Source organism: Mycobacterium palustre (genome assembly GCF_002101785.1).
Taxonomy (GTDB): domain Bacteria; phylum Actinomycetota; class Actinomycetes; order Mycobacteriales; family Mycobacteriaceae; genus Mycobacterium; species Mycobacterium palustre.
Genome location: NZ_LQPJ01000099.1, coordinates 58,310 through 79,103, shown reverse-complemented (window position 1 = coordinate 79,103; position 20,794 = coordinate 58,310). Strand labels below are relative to the sequence as shown.

Sequence of the window (20,794 nt, the reverse complement as noted above, 5' to 3'; positions counted from 1 at the left end):
GTGAAGCGGACCATATCGCTGCTGATTACCGACCTTGACAATACTCTCTACGATTGGGTGGGTTCATTTGTACCGTCATTTTATGCGATGATCGATGACGCGGTGACGAGGTGGCCTATTCCAAGAGAGGTACTCCTTGATGACTTGCGTTCAGTCCATCAGCGTCATGGCAGTTCCGAGCATCCTTTCGCGCTGAGCGAGGCTCGCTGCATCCGGGACCACTTTGCTGAACTCAGTGAAGATGAGGTGAAACAAGAGCTAGACCCGGCCTTTTATGCCTTTAACAAGGCGCGAAAAGCGCATCTTCAACTCTACCCTGGCGTATATGAGACGCTTAAAGCGATTGATGCTGAAGGTGTCCCGATCGTCGCTTATACCGACGCTAGGGCGGTAAACGGTGCGGATAGAATTGAAAAGCTCGGTCTAGGGCCGTTTATCAAACGGCTTTACGCGCCCGCGCAGCGACTATCATCTACCGATCACGAATGTGACTATTTGACCGTTTTGCCAAGTGAAGATCGCAAGCCCAATCCGAAAACTTTACGCGACATATGTGATCGTCTTGATGTCGATCCCCGCTTTTCGCTTTATCTGGGCGATAGTCTCGTTAGAGATGTGTTCATGGCGAAATCTGCTGGCGTCGTCTCGGCTTGGGCTCGATACGGCACGGCGGTCGATCCCGATCTTTGGGCACGGTTGGTGCGTGTAACGCACTGGACGGAGGCTGACGTCGAACGCGAAAAAGAGATTCGGGAGAACGTCGGTCTGGACAGCGAGCCGGATCTGACGCTAGAGGCAATTTCCGACCTCCTTGATATGGTCGATTTTAAGCCAGCTGCCTAGAAACACTGGGCGAGGTACGTGAACGGCGGTTGCCGTACAGGGAGTCGTCAGGTCGGATTAGCTGGGACCGCAGGGACAACCCCGAGGCGCTGGCTAGCGATGGCAGCCGCTAGGGAAGATCACACGTAGATCGCACGAGCCGCCAGACCAAGAATGTCATAAATGGCATTTGACCAGGCGATACATGCCTGTGCCCCCGGCAGGATTCGAACCTGCGACACCGGCTTTAGGAGAGCCGTGCTCTATCCCCTGAGCTACGAGGGCGGACGCGTTGAGCTTACCGGGCCGAGGCACCTCAAGACGTTGGCGGCGCCGGCGATCACCGGAGTTCGGCGATGACCTTCGCGAAGGCCTCGAGGTTGTTGTCCTGCACGGTGAAGGACGTCAGCCCGTACTTGTCACGCAGCGCGGACAACTGATCCGCCATCTCTCGGGGGGACCCGCTGAGCACCGAGGGCGTCGACAACAAGTCCTCGTCAGACAGGTCCGGCGCGTACTGACGGGTCATCCGAAGGTCGGGGGCGGACTCGCCTTGGGGCGGCATCGCCGTGATCACCATGTTGAGCTCGAGCGGGTCGAACCGATCACCGGCGGCGTTGCGGACGAACTCGATGCGTTCGGCCAGCGGGTCGTCGACGTCGCGCACCCGGGCGCCGGTCAGCCCGATGATGTCGGCGTGCCGGGCGGCCAGGGACAGCACCCGGTCGCCGTTGCCGGCGATGAGGATCGGCGTCGTCGGGTGACGCTCCTTTAGATACCTCGTCATGTGTTCGAGGTAGTCCACCCGGGCGCCGGCGCTGGGGTACGGGATCTCGGCGGCCTCGAACTCTTCCCGGACGTAGCCGGTGCCCAGCCCGATCTCTAGGCGGCCGTCGCTGAGCACGTCAAGGGCCTGCATGTCGCGGCTGAGCAGCGCCGGCTTGTAGAAGGCGGCGTTGAGCACGTACATGCTGACGCGGATCCGGGTGGTGACCATCGCGACGGCGGTCAGCGTAGGGAAGGGCGCCGCCGCGCCGAGATGGTCGGGGACGCAGAGGATGTCGTATCCCAAATCCTCGGCCCGCTTGACCTTGTCCACCAGCGTGGCGCGGGACTTGAAGAAGCGCATGCTCAGCCCGAAGCGAAAATCCTTGCCCACCAACAACCTCCGTTCGACACCAGAACATTTACCAATAGCGCGCCGCGGCCGCCAAGCCCCGCACCAGGGCGCTGGTGACCGGCGACAGGCCGTCGGCGCCGGGCAGGGGGCTGCGCGGGCTGATGCCCCGCACGCGGGCCGACAGCTCGAGCTGCGTGCCGCCGCGGCGGATCCGATTCACCGGATTGTCGGGATGCAGGCCGCGCAGTTCTGGTGGGATGTGGTCGATGTCGGTAACGACCTGATAGCCGGTCAGCCGGATGTGGCGGGCCAGGTGGGCGGCGAGCGCCCGGTTGCGTCCACCGGCGAGCAGTTGCGTGCTGCGCCCGATGCGGCCGTATCCGTGCAGCGAAACGGCAACCTCGACATGATCGAGAAACTCTGCGAGCCTTGGCGATTCGGCGGGATCGTAGCGGGCCGACGGCAGGTGGTGCGGGTAGCGGTCCGGGTGGCGCAGCAGATACACCGACGCGTCGGCGGCCTCGGCGGCGCGTTCGGCGATGACGTCGGTCATCTGTTCCAGGCCGCCGCCGTGGATGGCGAGAAAGCCGAAACGCGACCGCAGCCGGCTCTCCTCGGTCACCCCGGGTTCGCGCAACAACGCCGAAAGGGATTGCGGCGCTGGTGTGGTCGCGGTTGCCGGGCGGGGCCAGCGGGAGGGATCCCAGCGGTGCAGGAAGTCGATCCAGCGCTGGGGCAGCCCGTGGTGCACGGCGCCGTCGATGATCCTGGGCAGATATCCCGGCCGCGGCGGGCCCGGGGTCACGCGGTGGTCGATGTAGACCCAGGCCGGCGAGGGACCTTCGCCGGTGTGGACGGTCAGCCGATCCCGGCGATAGCGCACCGGCACACCCTCGGCGCTGTCGAGCGTCGCCAGGTCATCGTCGGAGACCTGCCAGAGCACGCCATGCACCTCGTTACCGGCGAACGGCTCGACGGTGGCCACGCCGCGTTGGTTGATCAGCCAGTCGTGGTTCCACAGCACCGCCGGCCGCGGATCGGCGGCGTCCGGGCAGCGCAGCGCCATCTGCCTGACGCACAGATTCGAACCGTAGGCGAAGTAGGGGTGCCGGCTGGCCTGCATCTACGCGGTCACCGTCTGGGGGCTGCGATCTTGCACAAACTGGCCTCTCACGGACGACGACGTCCACCATATTGCCGCACCGCGCGGCGCGCGCGCCACGGTTCAGTAAATGACCGGCGGATGCGAGGGCGGCGGGGGTGAGGGGGGTGGCTTCGGCGGCGGCGGCGCCGGGCTGTAGGGCGGGGACGGCGGCCGGCGCGGCGGCACCGGTGACGGAGGAGCCGAGGGAGGCGTCGGCGGCCGCTGCGGGTACGAAGGCGGCGTCACGACGGGTGGCTTGGGCACCACGATCGGCGGCGGCACCACGATGGGCGGCGGTAACACCACCACCGGCGGCGGCGCGACGATCGGCGGGGGCAGCACCACGGGCGGATCGACGACCGGTGGCGGCGCCACGGGAGGCGGTGGCTCGAGGGGAGGCGCGACCTTCGGGAGCGGCGGGACGGCCGGGGCGGCCGGCGATGGTACGGCCGGCGGCGCGAAGGCGGGCGGGACGGGCGGCGCGGGCGGGGCCGCGGGCATCGGCGGCGCGGCCGGCTTCATCGGCGCGGGGACGGTTCCCCGTATTTCGGTTGGGGTGATGGCGACCCTGTCGTGGCGCAGGAAGGCGAACATCAGCCCCAGCGCGGCGAAGAAGGCGACGGCGAACAGCGCGACCCACGGGATGATCCGTCGCACAGGCCGGGATTGGCCGCCGTCGGCGTGATCGTCGTCGTGGCCGTCGGCCTCGGCCGACGAAAAAGTCACCGTCGGCGGGTCGTAGCCGGCCTGGCCGTCGCCGTCCGGGTCACGACCAGAAGTCAGGTTGCCGCCGGCGGAGGTCAGCCGGATCTCGCCCAGCGTCTGATCCCGCAGCCAGGCGGGGGCCGGGATGAGGATCGGCGCCGCGCCCAGCAGCGCGACGGGGCTGACCAGGCGGCGCCGTTCTTCTTCGCAGGTGGGGCAGGACTCGATGTGGCGGCTGATGCGTTTGCGCATCAGCACGCTGAACCGCCCGTCCCAGCCCGCCAGGATGGTGCCCAGCTCGGGGCACTTGTCGGCGGTCTGCTGGGCGCGTCGCGCCACCAGCAGCGCGCCGAGCGACGTTTCGATGGTGCCCCGCAGGCGCGACACCATCTTGTTGGCGGTGCCGGGGCTGACCTCCAACGCCTCGGCCAGCTCCGGCCCGTCCAGGCCGTGGCGGTAGGCCAGCTCGAGCACGGTGCGGTCGCGGTCGACGAGCCCGCCGGCGGCCTCGGCGATCAGGTTGGCAAGCTCGTTGCGGGCCGCCAGGGTGTCCGGGCCCGCGTCGTGCGACGCGGCGTCCGGCAGGTCGTCGGAGGCTTGTTCGCGACGCCGTTCACGGATGCAGCGCAGGGCTTCGTTGCGGGCGATGGCATACAGCCAGGGCCGCAGCCGGTCGGGCTCGCGCAGCTTGGGCAGCTGGGTCGCGGCGGCGCAGAAGACGTCCTGCACGCAGTCGGCGGCGGAGTCGCGGTCGCGCACCATGCCGATGCAGAAGTCGTGCAGCCGGTCGGCGTAACGGTCGTAGATCATGGCAAACGCTCGACGATCACCCGTCGCGGCCGCGCGGGCCAAATCGCCATCGCTGACGATGTCCCAATTGGATAGCGCGGTCGTCACGTCACGTCCCAACCCCTGAGGCGCCGGTGCCGGTCATGTGAGTACCGACGCTGCGAATAAGTGTGCGCCCGTCCGCGGGAAAAGGCACGAGAAGATTCCCAGCTTGCTGGGCGGTCGGCGGCGGGGCCGGGATCAACGGCCGGCCTCGCCGCGGCGCAAGACTTCATTCACACACCCCCTGCACGAGGTGCCGGGGGGGGGGCAGGCACAGCGGCGGCAGCTTCGCGGCGCCGCCAGTTTGAGGGGCAGTGTCGGCGGCGACGGCAGCGAATGCGCCGGCGGTAGCTGCTCCGGGGCGCCTGGGTCGGCCCGCGGGTGCGACCACCGGCGGGGTCGTGGAGGGCGCCACGCTGGTGGACGCCGGCGCGGGCGCCGGGTCCTGCGGTTGGGGGGAGGTCGACAGGAGCGCCACGCCCAGCATGGCGCCGGCACCGAGCAAGCCGATCAGGCCGCCGGCCACGAAGGTCTTGTCAACGGGCCTCCGCCGGGTCTTCGGGGCGAGCGGCCGGCGGGGAAAATCTTGCTCGTACGGAAGGTTTGAGGCGGAATCGGTCGGGTCGCCGAGCGGGCTCGACGCCCACGCGTAGGCCTCGGTGAAACCCTCGGCGCGCGGTGCGCGGGTGGTGCGCTCTGGGTCGTAGCTGGTGCTCATCGGGTGCTCCTTGGGCATGGGCAGCGGCCCGGATGGGGCGCTGTCATAGGTAGGAGGGCGCACCCGGCGGGAGTCGGACACATTTTTCGAAAGTTTTGTCGCGGCTCCGCGTGGCACGACAACGCCTAGGCTGGCGCGGCCCGCTTGCCGGATCTTCGTGAAATCCTTGCGGATTCCTTGCGACCGACCGGTGCGGCCAGCCGCGGGCCTGTGCTCAACCCGCGAACGTCAGGCAGATCAGCACGACGTTGAGCACGCTGACCATGACCGCGACCGTCCAGCCGATGACCGTCGTGACCGGGTGGTTGGCGTCCCGGCCCATCAGTTCGCGGTTGCCGGTCAGCCGCACCAGTGGAAGCACCGCAAACGGGATACCGAAGGACAGCACCACCTGGGATATCACCAGCGCACGGGTCGGGTCGAAACCCACCGCCAGGATGGCGACCGCGGGGCACAGCGTGACCAGGCGGCGCACCAGCATCGGAACCGAGCGATGCAGCAATCCCTGCATGATCATCGCTCCGGCGTAGGCGCCCACCGACGAGGACGCCAACCCGGAGGCCAACAGCCCGATCGCGAACAGCACCGCGATCGTCGCGCCCAGGGTGTTGTGGATCGCGGTGTAGGCGCCGTCGATGGATGCGGTTTCCCCGCGGCCTTGCAAATTGATCGCGGCGACGAGCAGCATCGCGGCGTTCACCGTCCCGGCGACGGCCATCGCCAACACGACGTCCACCCGGGTGACCCGCAGCAGCCAGCGCCGATCTTGTCCCGCCGCGGGATGTCCGTGCCGATCGAGAACCAGCCCCGAGTGCAGGTACACCGCATGCGGCATGACCGTGGCGCCCAGGATCGCGGCGGCCAGCAGCACGCTTTCGCTGCCGTGGAACCGCGGCAGCAATCCGCCGACCACGGCGCCGGGCGGTGGCGTGGCGACGAAGAAGCTCGCCGCGAAACCGACGGCGATGGTCAGCAGCAAGCCGGTGATGACGCGCTCGAAGAGGAGCTGGCCGCGGCTGTCTTTGATCGACAGCAGCAGCAAGGAGATCACCCCGGTGATGATCCCGCCGAGCGGCAGCGGCAATCCGAACAGAATGCGCAGGGCGATAGCGCCCCCGATCACTTCGGCCACGTCGGTCGCCATGGCCACGATCTCGGCCTGCGCCCAGAAGGTCAGCCGGAGCGGGCGGCCCATCCGTCGGCCGATCGCCGCGGGCAGCGACCGTCCCGTCACCAGCCCCAGCTTCGCGGACAGGTACTGCACCAGGCCCGCCGCCACGTTGGCCACGACGATGACCCATAACAGCAGGTAGCCGAACTGTGTGCCGGCGCTGACGTTGGCCGCGACGTTTCCGGGGTCCACATAGGCGATCGCGGCGACGAACGCCGGCCCGAGCAAATACCAGCTCTTCTTGAGCGAGGCCTGCGTGCTCTGCGCCAACGTATCGACCCTCTGTCCACATCCTCGAATAAAAAAGTGAGGTTATCCGAACAGCGCACCCCGCAGCCATTCGCGGGTGCCCACGACGTCGTGCGTTGCGCCGTGGATTGGACGCCGCATCGCGACCCGGTCACCCCGGAACGTAGAGCCCGCGACCGGTTACCAGGGGCAGGTCGAGGGTCGTCACGATGCCGGGCGGGGCCGCCACCACCGCCGGGATCGCGTTGACCACCCGCATCGCGGTGGCGACCAGTCCGGCGTGGTTGTGGTCGCCCAGCCGACTGCTGAGGCAGACGTCCACGGTATAGGACGGTTCGCCGGTGATCTCGATGCGGTAGGAGCCGCCCGGCTGGGCCGGCTGCGCCCAATCGGGGCACAGGTCTTCGCGCAGCCGGGTGACATGCTCGAGGACGACGACGGGGTCGCCGTCGACCATTCCGAACACCTCGAACCGCAGCGCCGCGGCGGTGCCCTTGGCGATGTGCCCGGATGCGATGTCGAAGTCCTCGGGCGCGGGCTCGCGGACGTACTCCTCGGCGACCGCGTCCAGCGAAATGCCAAGGCCCGCCGCCAGTTGCCGCACCACCGACCCCCACGCCAGGCTCAGCACCCCGGTCTGCAACAGCATCGGGATCTCGTCCATCGGCTTACCGAAGCCCATCACGCCGAACATGACCGCGGCGCTGTCGTAGGTGGCGTAGTCGACGATCTCCATGCAGCGGATCTGCTGGATGTTCTGGCAGGTGCCGGCCAGCGCCAGCGGCAGCAGGTCGTTGGCGAAGCCCGGGTCGATGCCGTTGACGTAGAGGCTCGAATTGCCTTCGCGCGCCGCATCTTCCAACGGTTTGATCAGTTCTTCGGGGATCACCTGCCACGGGTACTGCAGGAAGACCGGTCCGCTGCCGACGATGTTGATCCCGGCCGACAGGACGCGCCGGTAGTCCTCCAGCGCCTCGGGCAGCCGGTTGTCGGCCAGGGCGTTGTAAACCGCGCATTGCGGCCCGGTGGCAAGCACGGCGTCCAGGTCGGTGCTGGCCAGCACGCCGGTCGAATCCTTTAGGCCGGCAAGCTCCGCCGCGTCCTTGCCGGCTTTGGCATCCGAGGACACCCACACGCCGGTGAGCTCGAACGCCGGGTTGGTGATCAGCGCTTTGAGCGCGTGGACGCCGACGTTGCCGGTGCCCAGCTGAACGACGGGTATGGCCATGAGGGGCTCCTTAGCGGTCGATCACAGGTCCGGGACGGGGATGTCGAGGTTGGGGAAGGTGAGGCCGCCGTCGACCTCCAGCGTCTTGCCGGTCAAAAAGCTACCGGCGGGCGACGCCAAATACACTGCGGCAGCGGCGATGTCCACCGGATCGCCGAGGCGGCGCATCGGTGTGACCTTCTCCATCGGCGCCCGCAGCTCGTCGTTGGAGGCCACCACGTCCAGCGCGGAGGTCAGGATCGACCCCGGGGCGATCGCGTTCACCCGAATGCGGGGGCACAAATCCAGCGCGGACAGCCGCGTGTAGTGCGCCAGCGCCGCCTTGGCGGTGCCGTAGGCCGCAAAACCACGTCCGGCCAGCCGGCTCATGGTGGAGGTGATGTTGATGATGCTGCCGCCGCCGGAGTGCTCGAGCATCAGCGGCACCGCCGCGACGGTCAGCGCGTGGGCGGTGGCGACGTTGAAGGTGAACGCGTCCTTGAGGTCCTTCGTCGAGGTGGTCAGCAGCGTGTTGGGCATGGTGCCGCCGACATTGTTGACGACGATGTCTAGTTTCCCGAAGGCCTCGACGGCCCGGCCGGCCAGCTCCGCGGTCGCCCCGGGGTGGGCCAGGTCGGCGGCGACGGCGTGGGCGCGCCGGCCGGCCGCGCGGACCTGTCCTGCGACGGCGTCTAGTTGCGACTGGGTGCGGGAGGCGATGACCACATCGGCCCCTGCCTCGGCGAAAGCGACGGCGATTGCGGCGCCCAGGCCGCGGCCGCCACCGGTGATGACGGCGACTTTGTCGTCCAGGCGGAACCTGTCAAGGATCATTTGCGGCCTCTCTAATCGAGTCGTCGGCGAAACGGTAACAAACCTCGTCGCGTCGAAACACGGCATTTCTGAAACAGGTTCTAGTTTGGCATAACGGGGTGCCGATGTAACGCCCCGATGGCCGCTCGCGGCGGGCCGGCCGATGTGCGAGGAACGCCGGTCAAAATTTGCCGAACGTTAACTTTGTTACTGTTAGCTTCATGGCTGCGAGAAATGACAGGTTGGCGAGCCGCAGCCACCGGCAGCGGCGGATGTTTCATCCCTACTGTTAAGGAACCGAATTGAGACTCAATCGATTTGGCGCCGCGCTGGGTGTCGTGGCCAGTGCCGCGCTGATGGTGTCCGCATGTGGAAATGACAACAACAACGCCGCGGGCGGGGGCGCGTCGACGAGCGCCTCGGCGGGCAAAGTGAGTTGCGGCGGCAAGAAGACGCTGAAGGCCAGCGGGTCGACCGCGCAAGCCAACGCGATGACCCGTTTCGTCAACGCCTTCGAGCAGGCCTGCCCCGGACAGACGCTGAACTACACGGCCAACGGTTCGGGCGCGGGAATCAGCGAATTCAACGGCAACCAAACCGATTTCGGTGGCTCTGACTCGCCGCTGGCCCCGAACGAGGCGGCGGCCGCTCAGCAGCGGTGCGGGTCGCCGGCGTGGAACCTGCCGGTGGTGTTCGGCCCGATCGCGATCACCTACAACATCAAGGGCGTCAGCTCGCTCAGCCTGGATGGTCCGACCGCGGCCAAGATCTTCAACGGCGCCATCACCACGTGGAACGACCCGGCGATAGCAAACCTCAACGCCGGTGTGACGCTGCCCGCGGAGCCCATTCACGTCGTCTTCCGCAACGACCAGTCCGGGACCACGGATAACTTCCAGCACTACCTCGATGCGGCCTCCAACGGCGCCTGGGGCAAGGGCGCCGGGAAGACCTTCAACGGCGGCGTGGGTGAGGGCGCCAAGGGCAACGACGGCACCTCGGCGGCGATCAAGGCCACCGAAGGGTCGATCACCTACAACGAGTGGTCGTTCGCCAAGGCGCAGAACCTGAACATGGCCAAGGTCATCACGTCGGCCGGTCCCGACGCCGTGGCGATCAGCGCCGACTCGGTCGGCAAGACCATCTCCGGCGCCACCATCAAGGGGCAGGGCAACGACTTGGTGCTCGACACCAATTCGTTCTACAAGCCCACGCAGGCCGGCTCCTACCCGATCGTGCTGGCCACCTACGAGATCGTCTGCTCGAAATACCCCGACCCTCAGGTCGGCACCGCCGTCAAGGCATTCCTGCAGAGCACCATCGGTGCCGGCCAGAATGGCTTGGCGGACAACGGATACATCCCCATTCCTGACTCGTTCAAGTCGAGATTGTCGACTTCGGTCAACGCGATCGCGTGATCCGGGATGTCATGACGCGCGGAGCACTCGCCAATCCGTCGACCGGAATCCAGCCTGCGCTGAAGGCGACCAATCCGCAGAGGGCGCGGCGGGGCGACCGACTGTTCAAGGCGGTCGCCGCCGCGGCCGGTTGCACCATCGTGATCGCGATCGTGCTGATCGCGATATTCCTGCTGGTTCGTGCCGTGCCGTCATTGCGCGCCAATCACGCGAATTTCTTCACCAGCGCCGAATTCAACACCACCAAGGCCGAGCATTTGGCGTTCGGTGTCCGCGACCTGTTCATGGTCACGGTGCTGAGCTCGATCACCGCGCTAACGCTGGCCCTGCCGGTCGCGGTGGGCATCGCGGTGTTCCTCACCCAATACGCGCCCAAACGGCTGGCCCGTCCGTTCGGCGCGATAATTGACCTGCTCGCCGCGGTGCCGTCGATCATCTTCGGCTTGTGGGGAATTTTCGTGCTGGCCCCGAAACTCGAGCCGGTCGCGGAATTCCTGAATCGGAACCTGGGCTGGTTGTTCTTGTTCAAGCAGGGCAACGTTTCCCTGGCCGGCGGCGGCACCATTTTCACCGCCGGCATCGTGCTTTCGGTGATGATCCTGCCGATCATCACCTCGGTCTCGCGGGAGGTCTTCCGGCAGACGCCGCCCATGCAGATGGAAGCGGCGCAGGCCTTGGGCGCCACCAAGTGGGAGGTGGTACGCATGACCGTGCTGCCGTTCGGCCGCAGCGGCGTCATCGCGGCGTCGATGCTGGGGCTGGGCCGCGCGCTCGGGGAAACCGTGGCGGTGCTGATCATCCTGCGCTCGGCGGCCCGCCCGGGCAATTGGTCGCTGTTCGACGGCGGCTACACCTTCGCGTCCAAGATCGCCTCGGCCGCCTCGGAATTCAGCGAGCCGCTGCCGACCGGCGCCTACATCGCCGCCGGCTTCGCGCTGTTCGTCTTGACCTTCGTCGTCAATGCCGCCGCCCGCGCGGTCGCCGGCGGAAAGGTCAACGGATGACCGCCTCCGCCGGCGCCGACGCGTTCGACCGGCCGGTCAAGCCGGAACTCTTCAGCCATCTGAGCCCTCGCCGGCGGATCGCAAACAGCGCCGCCACAACGTTTTTCCTCGCCTCGTTCCTGGTGGCGCTGGTGCCGTTGGTCTGGGTGCTGTGGGTGGTGGTGCAGCGCGGCTGGTATGCCGTCACGCGCTCGGGCTGGTGGACCCACTCGCTGCGCGGCGTGCTGCCCGAGCAGTTCGCCGGCGGGGTGTACCACGCGGTCTATGGCACCTTGACCCAGGCCGGGGTGGCCGCCGTGCTGTCCGTGCCGCTGGGATTGATGACCGCGGTGTTTTTGGTCGAATACGGCTCCGGCCGGTTGGTGCGGGTGACGACGTTCATGGTCGACGTCCTCGCCGGGGTGCCCTCGATCGTTGCGGCGCTGTTCATCTTCAGCCTGTGGATCGCCACGCTGGGATTCAAGCAGAGCGCGTTCGCCGTGTCGCTGGCGCTGGTGCTGCTGATGTTGCCGGTGGTGGTGCGCTCCACCGAGGAGATGCTCCGGTTGGTGCCCGACGATCTGCGCGAGGCCAGCTACGCGCTGGGGGTGACCAAGTGGAAGACGATCGTGCGGATCGTCTTTCCGATCGCGGCGCCGGGCATCGTCTCCGGGGTCTTGCTGGCGGTCGCGCGCGTCATCGGCGAAACCGCTCCGGTGCTGGTGCTGGTGGGCTACAGCCGCGGCATCAATTTGGACATCTTCCACGGCAACATGGCGTCGCTGCCGCTGCTGATCTACACCGAATTGACCAACCCGGAGCGCGCCGGGTTCCTGCGGATCTGGGGCGCGGCGCTGAGCCTGATCATCATCGTGGCCGTGATCAACCTGCTGGCCGGGGCGTTCCGGTTCTTGGCGACGCGGCGGCGTTGACCGTCTAGACCGGCGGTCAGGACTTCGACGCGGCTTTGGAACGGGCCTTCTTCGCGGGCGCCTTCTTGGCGCCAGTCGCAGCCTTTTTGGCGGGGGTCTTCTTGGCCGCCGAACCAGTCGCGGCCTTCTTGGCGGGCGCCTTTGTCGCCGGGGCCTTGCCGTCGCCCGAGCGCGCCTTCACGCTCGCCTCCAGCTTGGCCAGCAGGTCGGAGACGTCCTCGGTCTCGTCCAGCTCCTTCGGCTGCTCCTCGGTGGTAAACGCCTCGCCGCCTTCGAGTTTCGCCTCGATGAGCTCCTGCAGCTGCTCCTGGTAGGTGTCGTGGTAGCGGTCGGGGTTGAAGTCTTCGGCCATCGACTCCACCACCTGCCCGGCCATCTTGAGCTCGGCCGGCTTGATGTCGACCTTCTTGTCCAGCACGGGAAAGTCGGGATCACGGATCTCGTCGGGCCACAACAATGTGTGCACCACCATCACGTCGCGCTTGCCAAAGTCCTTGACGCGCAACGCGGCCAGCCGCGTCTTGTTGCGCAGCGTGAAGTGGACGATCGCCATCCGGTCGGCCTCCGCGAGTGTCTTGGCCAGCAGCACATAGGATTTCGACGACTTCGAGTCCGGCTCCAAAAAGTAGCTGCGGTCGAACATCATGGGGTCGACCTCGCCGGCCGGCACGAACTCGAGCACCTCGATCTCGCGGCTGCGTTCCTCGGGCAGGGTGGCGATGTCGTCGTCGGTGATGATCACCATCTGCCCGTCGGGCGACTCGTAGGCGCGGGCGATGTCGCGGTATTCGACCACCTCGCCGTCGACCTCACACACGCGTTGGTACCGGATGCGGCCGTTGTCCTTGGCGTGCACCTGATGGAACTTGATGTCGTGGTCCTCGGTGGCGCTGTACACCTTGACCGGGACGTTGACCAGCCCGAACGCGATCGAGCCCTTCCAAATGGAGCGCATGTAAGTCAGTATGCCCATAGTTTTCGGCCACATAACAGCGCGGCGCGCCCGACCGGATACTTACGAGCGTGGCGGCCCTGCGAATTTCGGTTGAGCGTTTTGCGGTGCGGTCACGCCGGCGACCACTGGCGCCGGGCGGAAGGCTATGGCCGCCAGTGGGATTGACGGTCGAGGGCGGCGCGGTCGGGTAGGTCGGCACCGGCGCGGCCGACGGTCAGCGCCGCGGACGCGCCGGCGGTCTCGAGCACGCCCGTCAGCGCATCCAGCCCGATCCCGGCCAAATCGGCGCGCCGGCCGGCGCCCAGCAGGTCTCGCGCCCACAGCGCGTCGAGCAGGCCGACCATGAACGCGTCGCCGGCCCCGACGGTGTCCACCACCCGAACCGGCCGGGCGGCAACCCGGGCCTCGCCGGCCGCGCAGTATCCCGACGCGCCGCGATCACCCCTGGTCACGACGACGATCGAGGGTCCCGACGCCAACCACGCGCGGGCCGTCGACTCGGGCTCGCGGTCGGGGCCGATCCACCTCAGGTCCTCGTCGCTGGCCTTGACGACGTCGCTGCGCTCGACGAGGCGCGCTATGCGTTCGGTGGCCAGCTCCCGGTCGGCGATGAGCGACGGACGCACGTTGGGGTCGAAGGTGACGGTGGCCGAGGTGCGATAGGTGTCGAGCAGGGCCGCGACGGCCAGGCAGCCGGGCTCCCGCACGGCGGCGATCGAGCCGGTGTGCACGAACAGCGGCGGCCCGACCTCGGGCGTGCCGGAGAGCCGCCATTCCAGGTCGAAGCGATAGGCCGCCGAGCCGTCGGCGGCGATCGTTGCGACGGCCGTGGGCGTCCGGCGCGCGGACACACTTCCCGAAACCAATTGCGCCCCAGACGATTCGACGTGTTCGGCGATGCGGCGGCCGTGTTCGTCGTCGCCGATGTGGGTCAAGAAGTCGACGCCGCGGCCTAGCCTGGCGAGCCCGACGGCGACGTTGAGGGGGCTGCCGCCGACGTGCTCGGCCGTGCCGCCGATGATGTCGATGAGCGCTTCGCCGATCACCAGCCCGCGGGTCACGGGGTGGCCCCCTCGTTGCGCAGCACCGCCTCCAGCGTCGCCCGCGCCCCCCGGGCGTGCAACGATTCCAGCGCCCAGCTGTAGGCCTGGACGAAGCGGGGGACCCGCGCGAGATCGCCGAATAGCGCTGCGTTTTCGATGAAGGCGGTGGGGCGGCGGCGCTGCTCGCGGGCCAGCGCCACCAGCGAGTCGGCCCCATTGTCCACGATCTCGATCGGCTCGCCGCGCTCGTCCACCGCCTCGGCGTAGCGGGCCCAGGCCGCGACCGTCGCCGACGCCAGCCGGATCGGCCCGCCGGCGTCCAGGTTGTCGCGGATCACCGGGAGAAGCCATTTCGGGATGCGGTCCGAGGAGTACGCGCACAGCCGGGCCACGGTGTCGCGCACACCGGGGTTGGCGAAGCGCTCGATCAGGCCCCGGGTGTAGGCGTGCAAATCGATGCCCGGGACCGGCCGCAGCGTCGGGATCGCTTCGGAATCGAAATAGGCGAGCAGGAATTCGGCCAGCAGCGGGTCGCGCACCGCGTCGTGGACCATGCGGTAGCCGCACAGCGCGGCGAAATAACACAGGCATTGATGGCCGGCGTTGAGCAGCCGCAGCTTCATCGCCTCGTACGGGCCGACGTCGTCGACCATCAGGACACCGGCCTCCTCGAGCGGCGGCCTGCCGTCGGCGAAGTCGTCCTCGAGCACCCACGCCGCGAACGCCTCGGCCACCACGGGCCACTCGTCGGCGACGCCGAAGTCGCGCTCCACGGCCGCCACGACGTCCGGGGTGGTGACCGGCGTGATCCGGTCGACCATCGAGCTCGGGAACCGCACCCGTTCGGCGATCCAGCCGGACAGTCCGGGACGCAGCAGCTCGGCGTGCGCCATCACGGCCCGGCGCGCGGCCTCGCCGTTGTGCTCGATGTTGTCGCAGGACACGATCGTCGGCGCGGCCATGCCGCGGTCGCGGCGTCGCGCCAGGGCCTCGACGATCAGACCGAAAACGGATCCCGGGTCGATGGCCCGGTAACCGCCCTCGGTGATGGTCATCGACACCATGCGGGTCGTCGGGGCGGCCAGCACCTCGATCGTCGCGGCGGGGTCGTCGGGCGCGTAGCGGTAGTCGACGATCGAGCCGATCACCCGGGCGTCGCGGTCGCCGTCGGGGTGCTCGAGGACCAGCGTGTACAGCCCGTCCTGGGCGCGCAGCACGTCGCGCATCCGGCGATCGGCCGGCATCACCCCGATGCCGCAGATGCCCCAGTCGCGCGCCCGGCCGCGCTCGAGCAACCGGTCGAGGTACATCGCCTGATGCGCGCGGTGAAACCCGCCGACACCGACATGCGCGATGCCCACGCCGATGCCGTCGCGGTCATAGCTCGGCGTGGCGACCGGGAGCCGCCGCAGGGTGGCGCTGTTCAGCCGGACCACGGTGTTGACGGTACCGGCGCCGGTGCGAAACCACGTAGGTTGGCACCATGGGCACTGCGTCCACCAAGGCGGAGCAGCGGGTCAGGCTGACCAACGCCGACAAGGTGCTATATCCGGCAACCGGCACCACCAAGGGCGACATCTTCGACTACTACACCCGCATCGCCGAGGTGATGCTGCCGCACATCGCCGGGCGCGCGGTCACCCGCAAACGTTGGCCCAATGGCGTCGAACAGGAGTCGTTCTTCGAAAAGCAGCTCGCCTCCTCGGCGCCCGACTGGCTGCCGCGGGCCAGCGTCGCCCACCGGTCGGGAACGACGACGTACCCGATCATCGACAGCCCCGAAGGGCTGGCCTGGATCGCGCAGCAGGCCGCGCTCGAGGTGCACGTGCCGCAGTGGCGGTTCGTCGCCGAGTGGACCCGAAGCAACGCCGAGGAGCTCAAGCCCGGCCCGGCAACGCGATTGGTGTTCGACCTGGACCCGGGCGAGGGCGTCACGATGGCCCAACTGTGCAAGGTGGCGCACGCCGTGCGCGAGCTGATCACCGACATCGGGTTGACCACCTTCCCGCTCACCAGCGGCAGCAAGGGCGTGCACCTGTACACCCCGCTGGACGAGGCGGTGAGCAGCCAGGGTGCCACGGTATTGGCCAAACGCGTTGCGCAGCAACTGGAGAAGGCCATGCCCAAACTGGTCACCTCGACCATGACCAAGAGCCTGCGGGCGGGCAAGGTGTTTTTGGACTGGAGCCAGAACAACGGCTCGAAGACCACCATCGCGCCGTATTCGCTGCGCGGACGCGAACATCCGACGGTGGCGGCGCCGCGCGCGTGGGAGGAGCTCGAGGACCCGAAGGTGCGACAGCTGCGCTACGACGAGGTGCTCGAGCGGGTCGAACGCGACGGGGATCTGCTGGCGGCGCTGGACGCGGACATGCCGATCCGCGACCGGCTGACCAAGTACCGCAGCATGCGGGACGCCTCGAAAACCCCCGAACCGGTGCCCGCTTCCAAACCCGTTGTCGGGCAAGGTAACACCTTCGTCATCCAAGAGCATCACGCGCGCCGGCTGCACTACGACTTCCGGCTGGAGCGCGACGGTGTGCTGGTGTCGTGGGCGGTGCCGAAGAACCTGCCCGAAACCACGTCGGTGAACCACCTGGCGGTGCACACCGAGGACCATCCGCTGGATTACGGCACCTTCGAGGGCAACATCCCCAAGGGCGAATACGGCGCCGGCAAGGTGGTCATCTGGGATTCCGGCACCTACGAGGCCGAAAAATTCCTCGATGACGAGGTCATCGTCAATTTGCACGGCAGCCGGATCTCCGGGCGCTACGCGCTGATTCAAACCAACGGCGACCAGTGGCTGGCGCACCGGATGAAAGACCAGAACGTCTTCGAGTTCGACACCCTCGCCCCCATGCTCGCATCGGAGGGCTCCGTGTCGGCACTCAAGGCCGGCCCGTGGGTCTTCGAGGGCAAGTGGGACGGCTACCGGGTGCTGGTGGAGGCCGACCATGGCGCCCTGCGGGTGCGGTCCCGCCGCGGCCGCGAGGTCACCGGTGAATATCCCGAACTTCGTTCCCTGGCAGCAGATCTGGCCGATCATCACGTCGTGCTCGACGGCGAGGCCGTCGTCCTCGACAAGTCCGGCGTGCCCAGCTTCAACGCGATGCAAAACCGGGGCCGCGGCACCCGCGTCGAGTACTGGGCGTTCGACCTGCTCTACCTCGACGGCCGATCGCTGCTGCGGGCGCGACACCGGGACCGGCGAAAGCTGCTGGAAACGCTGGCGATTGGGAGCAGCCTGATCGTCCCCGATCTGCTGCCCGGCGACGGCGCGCAGGCGCTGGAGCACTCCCGCAAACACGGCTGGGAGGGCGTGGTCGCCAAGAAACGCGACTCCACCTATCAGCCCGGCCGCCGGTCGGCCTCGTGGATCAAGGACAAGAACTGGCACACCCAGGAAGTCGTGATCGGCGGGTGGAGGGCCGGTGAAGGCGGGCGGACCAGCGGCATCGGGTCGCTGCTGATGGGCATCCCCGGCGACGGCGGCCTGCGGTTCGCGGGGCGCGTCGGAACCGGGTTCACCGAACGCGACCTGGCCAACCTGAAGAAGACGCTGGCGCCGCTGCACACCGACCGATCGCCCTTCGACCCTCCGCTTCCCAGGAGCGAGGCCAGGGGGGTGACGTACGTCAAGCCGGTTCTGGTGGGGGAGGTGCGCTACAGCGAGTGGACCCCGGACAACCGGTTGCGCCAATCGAGTTGGCGCGGGCTGCGACCGGACAAGGAACCGAGCGAGGTGGTGCGCGAGTGAAGTGGGTGACCTACCGCGGCCCGGAGGGCGAGCGCACCGGCGTGCTTTCCGGTGACACCATTCACGCGATGCCGGCGGGGGTGACGCTGCTCGACCTGATCGGGCGGGGCCACCACGGCCTCCGCCAGGCCGGCGAGGAGGTGCTGCGTTCGCCCTCGGCGACGGCGCCGCTCGGCGAGGTGAGGTTGACGGCGCCGATACCGCGCCCGCCGTCGATCCGCGACTCGCTGTGCTTTTTGGACCACATGCGCAACTGCCAGGCGGCGCTGGGCGCCGGCCGGGTGCTCGCCGACACCTGGTACCGCATCCCGGCGTTCTACTTCGCCTGCCCCGCAACGGTTTTGGGGCCCTATGACGACGCCCCTACCGCCCCCGGAAGTGCTTGGCAGGACTTCGAATTGGAGATCGCCGCGGTGATCGGCGCGGGGGGCAGGGACTTGACGGTCGAGGAGGCCGAACGGGCCATCATCGGATACACCATCTTCAACGACTGGTCCGCGCGCGACCTGCAGCAGATGGAGAGCCAGCTCGGGATCGGCCAGGGCAAGGGCAAGGACAGCGGCGTCACGCTGGGGCCCTACCTGGTCACCCCCGACGAGCTGGAGCCCCACCGGCGCGGCGGCCGGCTCGACCTGCAGGTGACCGCGCTGGTCAACGACACCGTGATCGGGTCGGGGTCGACCGCCCAAATGGACTGGACCTTCGGCGAAGTCATCTCCTATGCCTCCCGCGGGGTGACGCTGCTCCCCGGCGAGGTCATCGGCTCCGGAACGGTGCCCACCTGCACCCTCGTCGAGCATCTCAATCCGGCCGCGCTGGAGTCGTTTCCCGGCTGGCTGCGCGACGGCGACGTCGTCACGCTTCGGGTGCAGGGGCTCGGCGAGACCCGCCAGACCGTCCGCTGCAGCGCGGCGCCGCAGCGGTTGGCGCCGCGGCCCAACCCCGACGCCGCGCCCGCCCCGGCCCGGGTGAACCGGGCGCGGGCCAAGGTGCCCTACACCCGCGGCCTGCACGAGGTCGCCGACCGGGTGTGGGCGTGGACGCTGCCGGACGGGGGCTACGGGTGGAGCAACGCCGGCCTAATCGCCGGTGAGGGCGCCGCCCTGCTGGTCGACACCCTGTTCGACCTCGCGCTGACCCGCGAGATGCTCGCCGCGCTGCGGCCCATCACCGACGGCGCGCCCATCACCGACGCTTTGATCACCCACTCCAACGGCGACCACACCCATGGCAACCAGCTGCTCGACGCTTCGGTGCGCATCATCGCCGCGCGGGGCACCGCCGACGAGATCGCGCACGGCATGGCCCCGGAGATGCTGGCCATGGTGCAGACCGCCAACCTCGGCCCGGTGGCCACGCCGTACGCGCGAGATCGCTTCGGCCCCTTCGACTTCAGCGGCATCACGCTGCGCAACGCCGACCAGACGTTTGACCGCGAACTCACCATCGAGGTCGGCGGCCGCCGTGTCGACCTGCTGAACCTCGGTCCCGCCCACACCGCCGCGGATTCCGTGGTGCACGTGCCCGACGCCGGGGTGCTGTTCGGGGGCGACCTGCTGTTCATCGGGTGCACCCCCATCGTGTGGGCCGGCCCGATCGCCAACTGGGTCGCGGCGTGCGACGCGATGATCGCGCTGGACGCGCCCACCGTGGTGCCCGGCCACGGCCCGGTCACCGATCCCGACGGGATCCGCGCCGTGCGCGGCTATCTCACGCATGTGGCCGAACAGGCCGAGGCCGCCTACCGCAGGGGACTGTCGTGGTCGGAGGCCGCCGACACGATCGACCTCGGCGAGTACGCGGCCTGGCTGGACGCCGAGCGCGTCGTCGTCAACGTCTACCAGCGGTACCGCGAACTCGACCCGGACACCCCGAAGCTGGACGTGCTGGCCCTGCTGGTCATGCAGGCCGAGTGGCTGGCCAAGCGGTCTTGACCCGCGCGACGAGCTATCGGCGTACCGCCCGGACAAACCTGATCGTGCTCGCCGGGGCCTGTTCCGCCTCGGCCAGCTCCGGCAGGCCGGCGGCGGTGAAGAGGTCGGGGAGCTCGAAGGTCGTCGTCTCCCAGCCGCTCGCCGCCAGGTGCGCGGCGACCTCGGTGTGCTCGCCGGGTTAGGTCAGCTCCGAAATGTCCAGGTCCAGCCCGAGTTCACGCCAGCGGTCGGTGACGCGCTGCGCCTGCTGCCGCTCGTCCTCGGATTGTCCGGCGACCTGCCCGTAGTCGGCGGCGAACTGGCTGCCCTCGCTGGACAGCGGCGTGATGGCGTCGAGCAACCGCACCTCGGCCGAAGGCGGAAGGAACCCGATGAGCACACCCTCGGCGAGCCACGCCGTCGGTTTGGTCGGGTCGAAACCCGCCTCCTGAAGCGCGGCCGGCCAGTCCTCCCGCAGATCGATGCCGACCGTGCGCAGTTCGGCGGTCGGGGCGGCGCCGAGTTCGGACAGCGTCGCCGTCTTGAACGCGATCACCTCCGGCTGGTCGATCTCGTACACGGTCTTCCCGGCGGGCCAGGGAAGCCGGTAAGGGCGCGCGTCCAAGCCCGACGCGACGATGACGACCTGGCGCACCCCCGCCTTGCCGGCCGCGGCGAAGTAGTCGTCGTAGAACCGGGCGCGGGCGGCGAACGTGTCGATCATTCTCGGGAATCCCACGCCGCCGTCGCCCTCGACGGGGTCCAGTTCGCCGGCGGCGATCCGGGTGAACAGGTCGATCCCGACCGCGCGCACCAGCGGTTCGGCGAACGGGTCGTCGACGACGGATCCGGCGCGCCTGCTCGCGGCCGCCCGTGCCGCGGCGACCATCGTCGCGGAGGCTCCGACGCTGTGGGCCAGGTCCCAGGTGTCGCCCTCGGTGCGTGCCATGTCTGCTCCTTGATCTGTTGTCAGGAAATCCACCGTAGGCGCGGCGAGTGAACACCGACGT

At 68.4% G+C, this 20,794-nt stretch carries 16 protein-coding genes, 1 tRNA gene and 1 pseudogene; 6 read left to right on the top strand and 12 right to left on the bottom strand.

Annotated features, from left to right (window positions below; genetic code table 11):
- The gene (locus AWC19_RS12665) at positions 1-843 is read left to right on the top strand and encodes an HAD family hydrolase (protein ID WP_085078409.1); all 843 of its coding nucleotides are present in this window, start codon (positions 1-3) and stop codon (positions 841-843) included.
- Between the two features lie 191 nt (positions 844-1,034).
- Here AWC19_RS12665 and AWC19_RS12660 read toward each other — a convergent pair.
- The 8 genes from AWC19_RS12660 to AWC19_RS12620 form a co-directional block, all read right to left on the bottom strand.
- Positions 1,035-1,107 (bottom strand) — tRNA-Arg (locus tag AWC19_RS12660).
- A gap of 55 nt (positions 1,108-1,162) precedes the next feature.
- Complete coding sequence (locus tag AWC19_RS12655) at positions 1,163-1,987, bottom strand: LLM class F420-dependent oxidoreductase (RefSeq protein WP_085078408.1); 825 nt, start codon at positions 1,985-1,987, stop codon at positions 1,163-1,165.
- Between the two features lie 22 nt (positions 1,988-2,009).
- On the bottom strand, positions 2,010-3,065 hold the full coding sequence (locus tag AWC19_RS12650; protein ID WP_085078407.1) for a poly-gamma-glutamate hydrolase family protein: 1,056 nt from the start codon (positions 3,063-3,065) through the stop codon (positions 2,010-2,012).
- Positions 3,066-3,167: 102 nt separating this feature from the next.
- On the bottom strand, positions 3,168-4,688 hold the full coding sequence (locus tag AWC19_RS31180) for an RNA polymerase sigma factor (protein ID WP_281255278.1): 1,521 nt from the start codon (positions 4,686-4,688) through the stop codon (positions 3,168-3,170).
- Positions 4,689-4,851: 163 nt separating this feature from the next.
- The gene (locus AWC19_RS12635) at positions 4,852-5,340 is read right to left on the bottom strand and encodes a hypothetical protein (RefSeq protein WP_142281133.1); all 489 of its coding nucleotides are present in this window, start codon (positions 5,338-5,340) and stop codon (positions 4,852-4,854) included.
- A 214-nt stretch (positions 5,341-5,554) separates the two neighbouring features.
- A complete protein-coding gene (locus tag AWC19_RS12630; protein WP_372508659.1) occupies positions 5,555-6,811 on the bottom strand; it encodes an Nramp family divalent metal transporter in 1,257 nt (418 codons plus the stop codon).
- Positions 6,812-6,911: 100 nt separating this feature from the next.
- Positions 6,912-7,988, bottom strand: coding sequence for an NAD(P)H-dependent amine dehydrogenase family protein (locus AWC19_RS12625; protein ID WP_085078404.1), 1,077 nt, complete (start codon positions 7,986-7,988; stop codon positions 6,912-6,914).
- A gap of 21 nt (positions 7,989-8,009) precedes the next feature.
- Positions 8,010-8,801, bottom strand: coding sequence for an SDR family oxidoreductase (locus AWC19_RS12620; protein ID WP_085078403.1), 792 nt, complete (start codon positions 8,799-8,801; stop codon positions 8,010-8,012).
- A 281-nt stretch (positions 8,802-9,082) separates the two neighbouring features.
- Between AWC19_RS12620 and pstS the strand changes: the two genes are divergently transcribed.
- Genes pstS through pstA form a run of 3 tightly spaced genes read left to right on the top strand, consistent with a single transcriptional unit; the run spans position 9,083 to position 12,113 of the window.
- On the top strand, positions 9,083-10,198 hold the full coding sequence (gene pstS / locus AWC19_RS12615) for a phosphate ABC transporter substrate-binding protein PstS (protein ID WP_085078402.1): 1,116 nt from the start codon (positions 9,083-9,085) through the stop codon (positions 10,196-10,198).
- 11 nt (positions 10,199-10,209) lie between these two features.
- Positions 10,210-11,202, top strand: a complete 993-nt coding sequence (gene pstC, locus AWC19_RS12610) for a phosphate ABC transporter permease subunit PstC (RefSeq protein ID WP_085078436.1) — start codon at positions 10,210-10,212, stop codon at positions 11,200-11,202.
- A complete protein-coding gene (pstA, locus tag AWC19_RS12605) occupies positions 11,199-12,113 on the top strand; it encodes a phosphate ABC transporter permease PstA (RefSeq protein WP_085078401.1) in 915 nt (304 codons plus the stop codon). Before pstC ends, pstA begins: the two co-directional genes overlap by 4 nt.
- A gap of 16 nt (positions 12,114-12,129) precedes the next feature.
- Here the strand turns inward: pstA and ku are convergent, their stop codons facing one another.
- From ku to AWC19_RS12590, 3 genes are all read right to left on the bottom strand, one after another.
- Positions 12,130-13,068: a non-homologous end joining protein Ku gene (ku, locus tag AWC19_RS12600; protein ID WP_085078400.1), complete on the bottom strand. Its 939-nt coding sequence runs from the start codon at positions 13,066-13,068 to the stop codon at positions 12,130-12,132.
- A 143-nt stretch (positions 13,069-13,211) separates the two neighbouring features.
- Entirely contained in the window at positions 13,212-14,129 is a 918-nt protein-coding gene (locus tag AWC19_RS12595) for a carbohydrate kinase family protein (RefSeq protein WP_142281132.1), read from the bottom strand.
- Positions 14,126-15,547, bottom strand: coding sequence for a mannitol dehydrogenase family protein (locus tag AWC19_RS12590; protein WP_085078398.1), 1,422 nt, complete (start codon positions 15,545-15,547; stop codon positions 14,126-14,128). Before AWC19_RS12590 ends, AWC19_RS12595 begins: the two co-directional genes overlap by 4 nt.
- Positions 15,548-15,594: 47 nt before the next feature.
- Between AWC19_RS12590 and AWC19_RS12585 the strand changes: the two genes are divergently transcribed.
- On the top strand, positions 15,595-17,871 hold the full coding sequence (locus AWC19_RS12585; protein WP_085078397.1) for an ATP-dependent DNA ligase: 2,277 nt from the start codon (positions 15,595-15,597) through the stop codon (positions 17,869-17,871).
- Positions 17,868-19,805 (top strand): fumarylacetoacetate hydrolase family protein, encoded by a 1,938-nt coding sequence (locus AWC19_RS12580; RefSeq protein WP_085078396.1) that lies wholly within the window; start codon positions 17,868-17,870, stop codon positions 19,803-19,805. The genes AWC19_RS12585 and AWC19_RS12580 overlap by 4 nt, the downstream gene beginning before the upstream one ends.
- A gap of 13 nt (positions 19,806-19,818) precedes the next feature.
- On the opposite strand, the pseudogene AWC19_RS12575 reads toward AWC19_RS12580, so the two are convergent.
- Positions 19,819-20,733, bottom strand: a pseudogene (locus tag AWC19_RS12575) (class I SAM-dependent methyltransferase).
- Between the last annotated feature and the right edge of the window lie 61 nt (positions 20,734-20,794).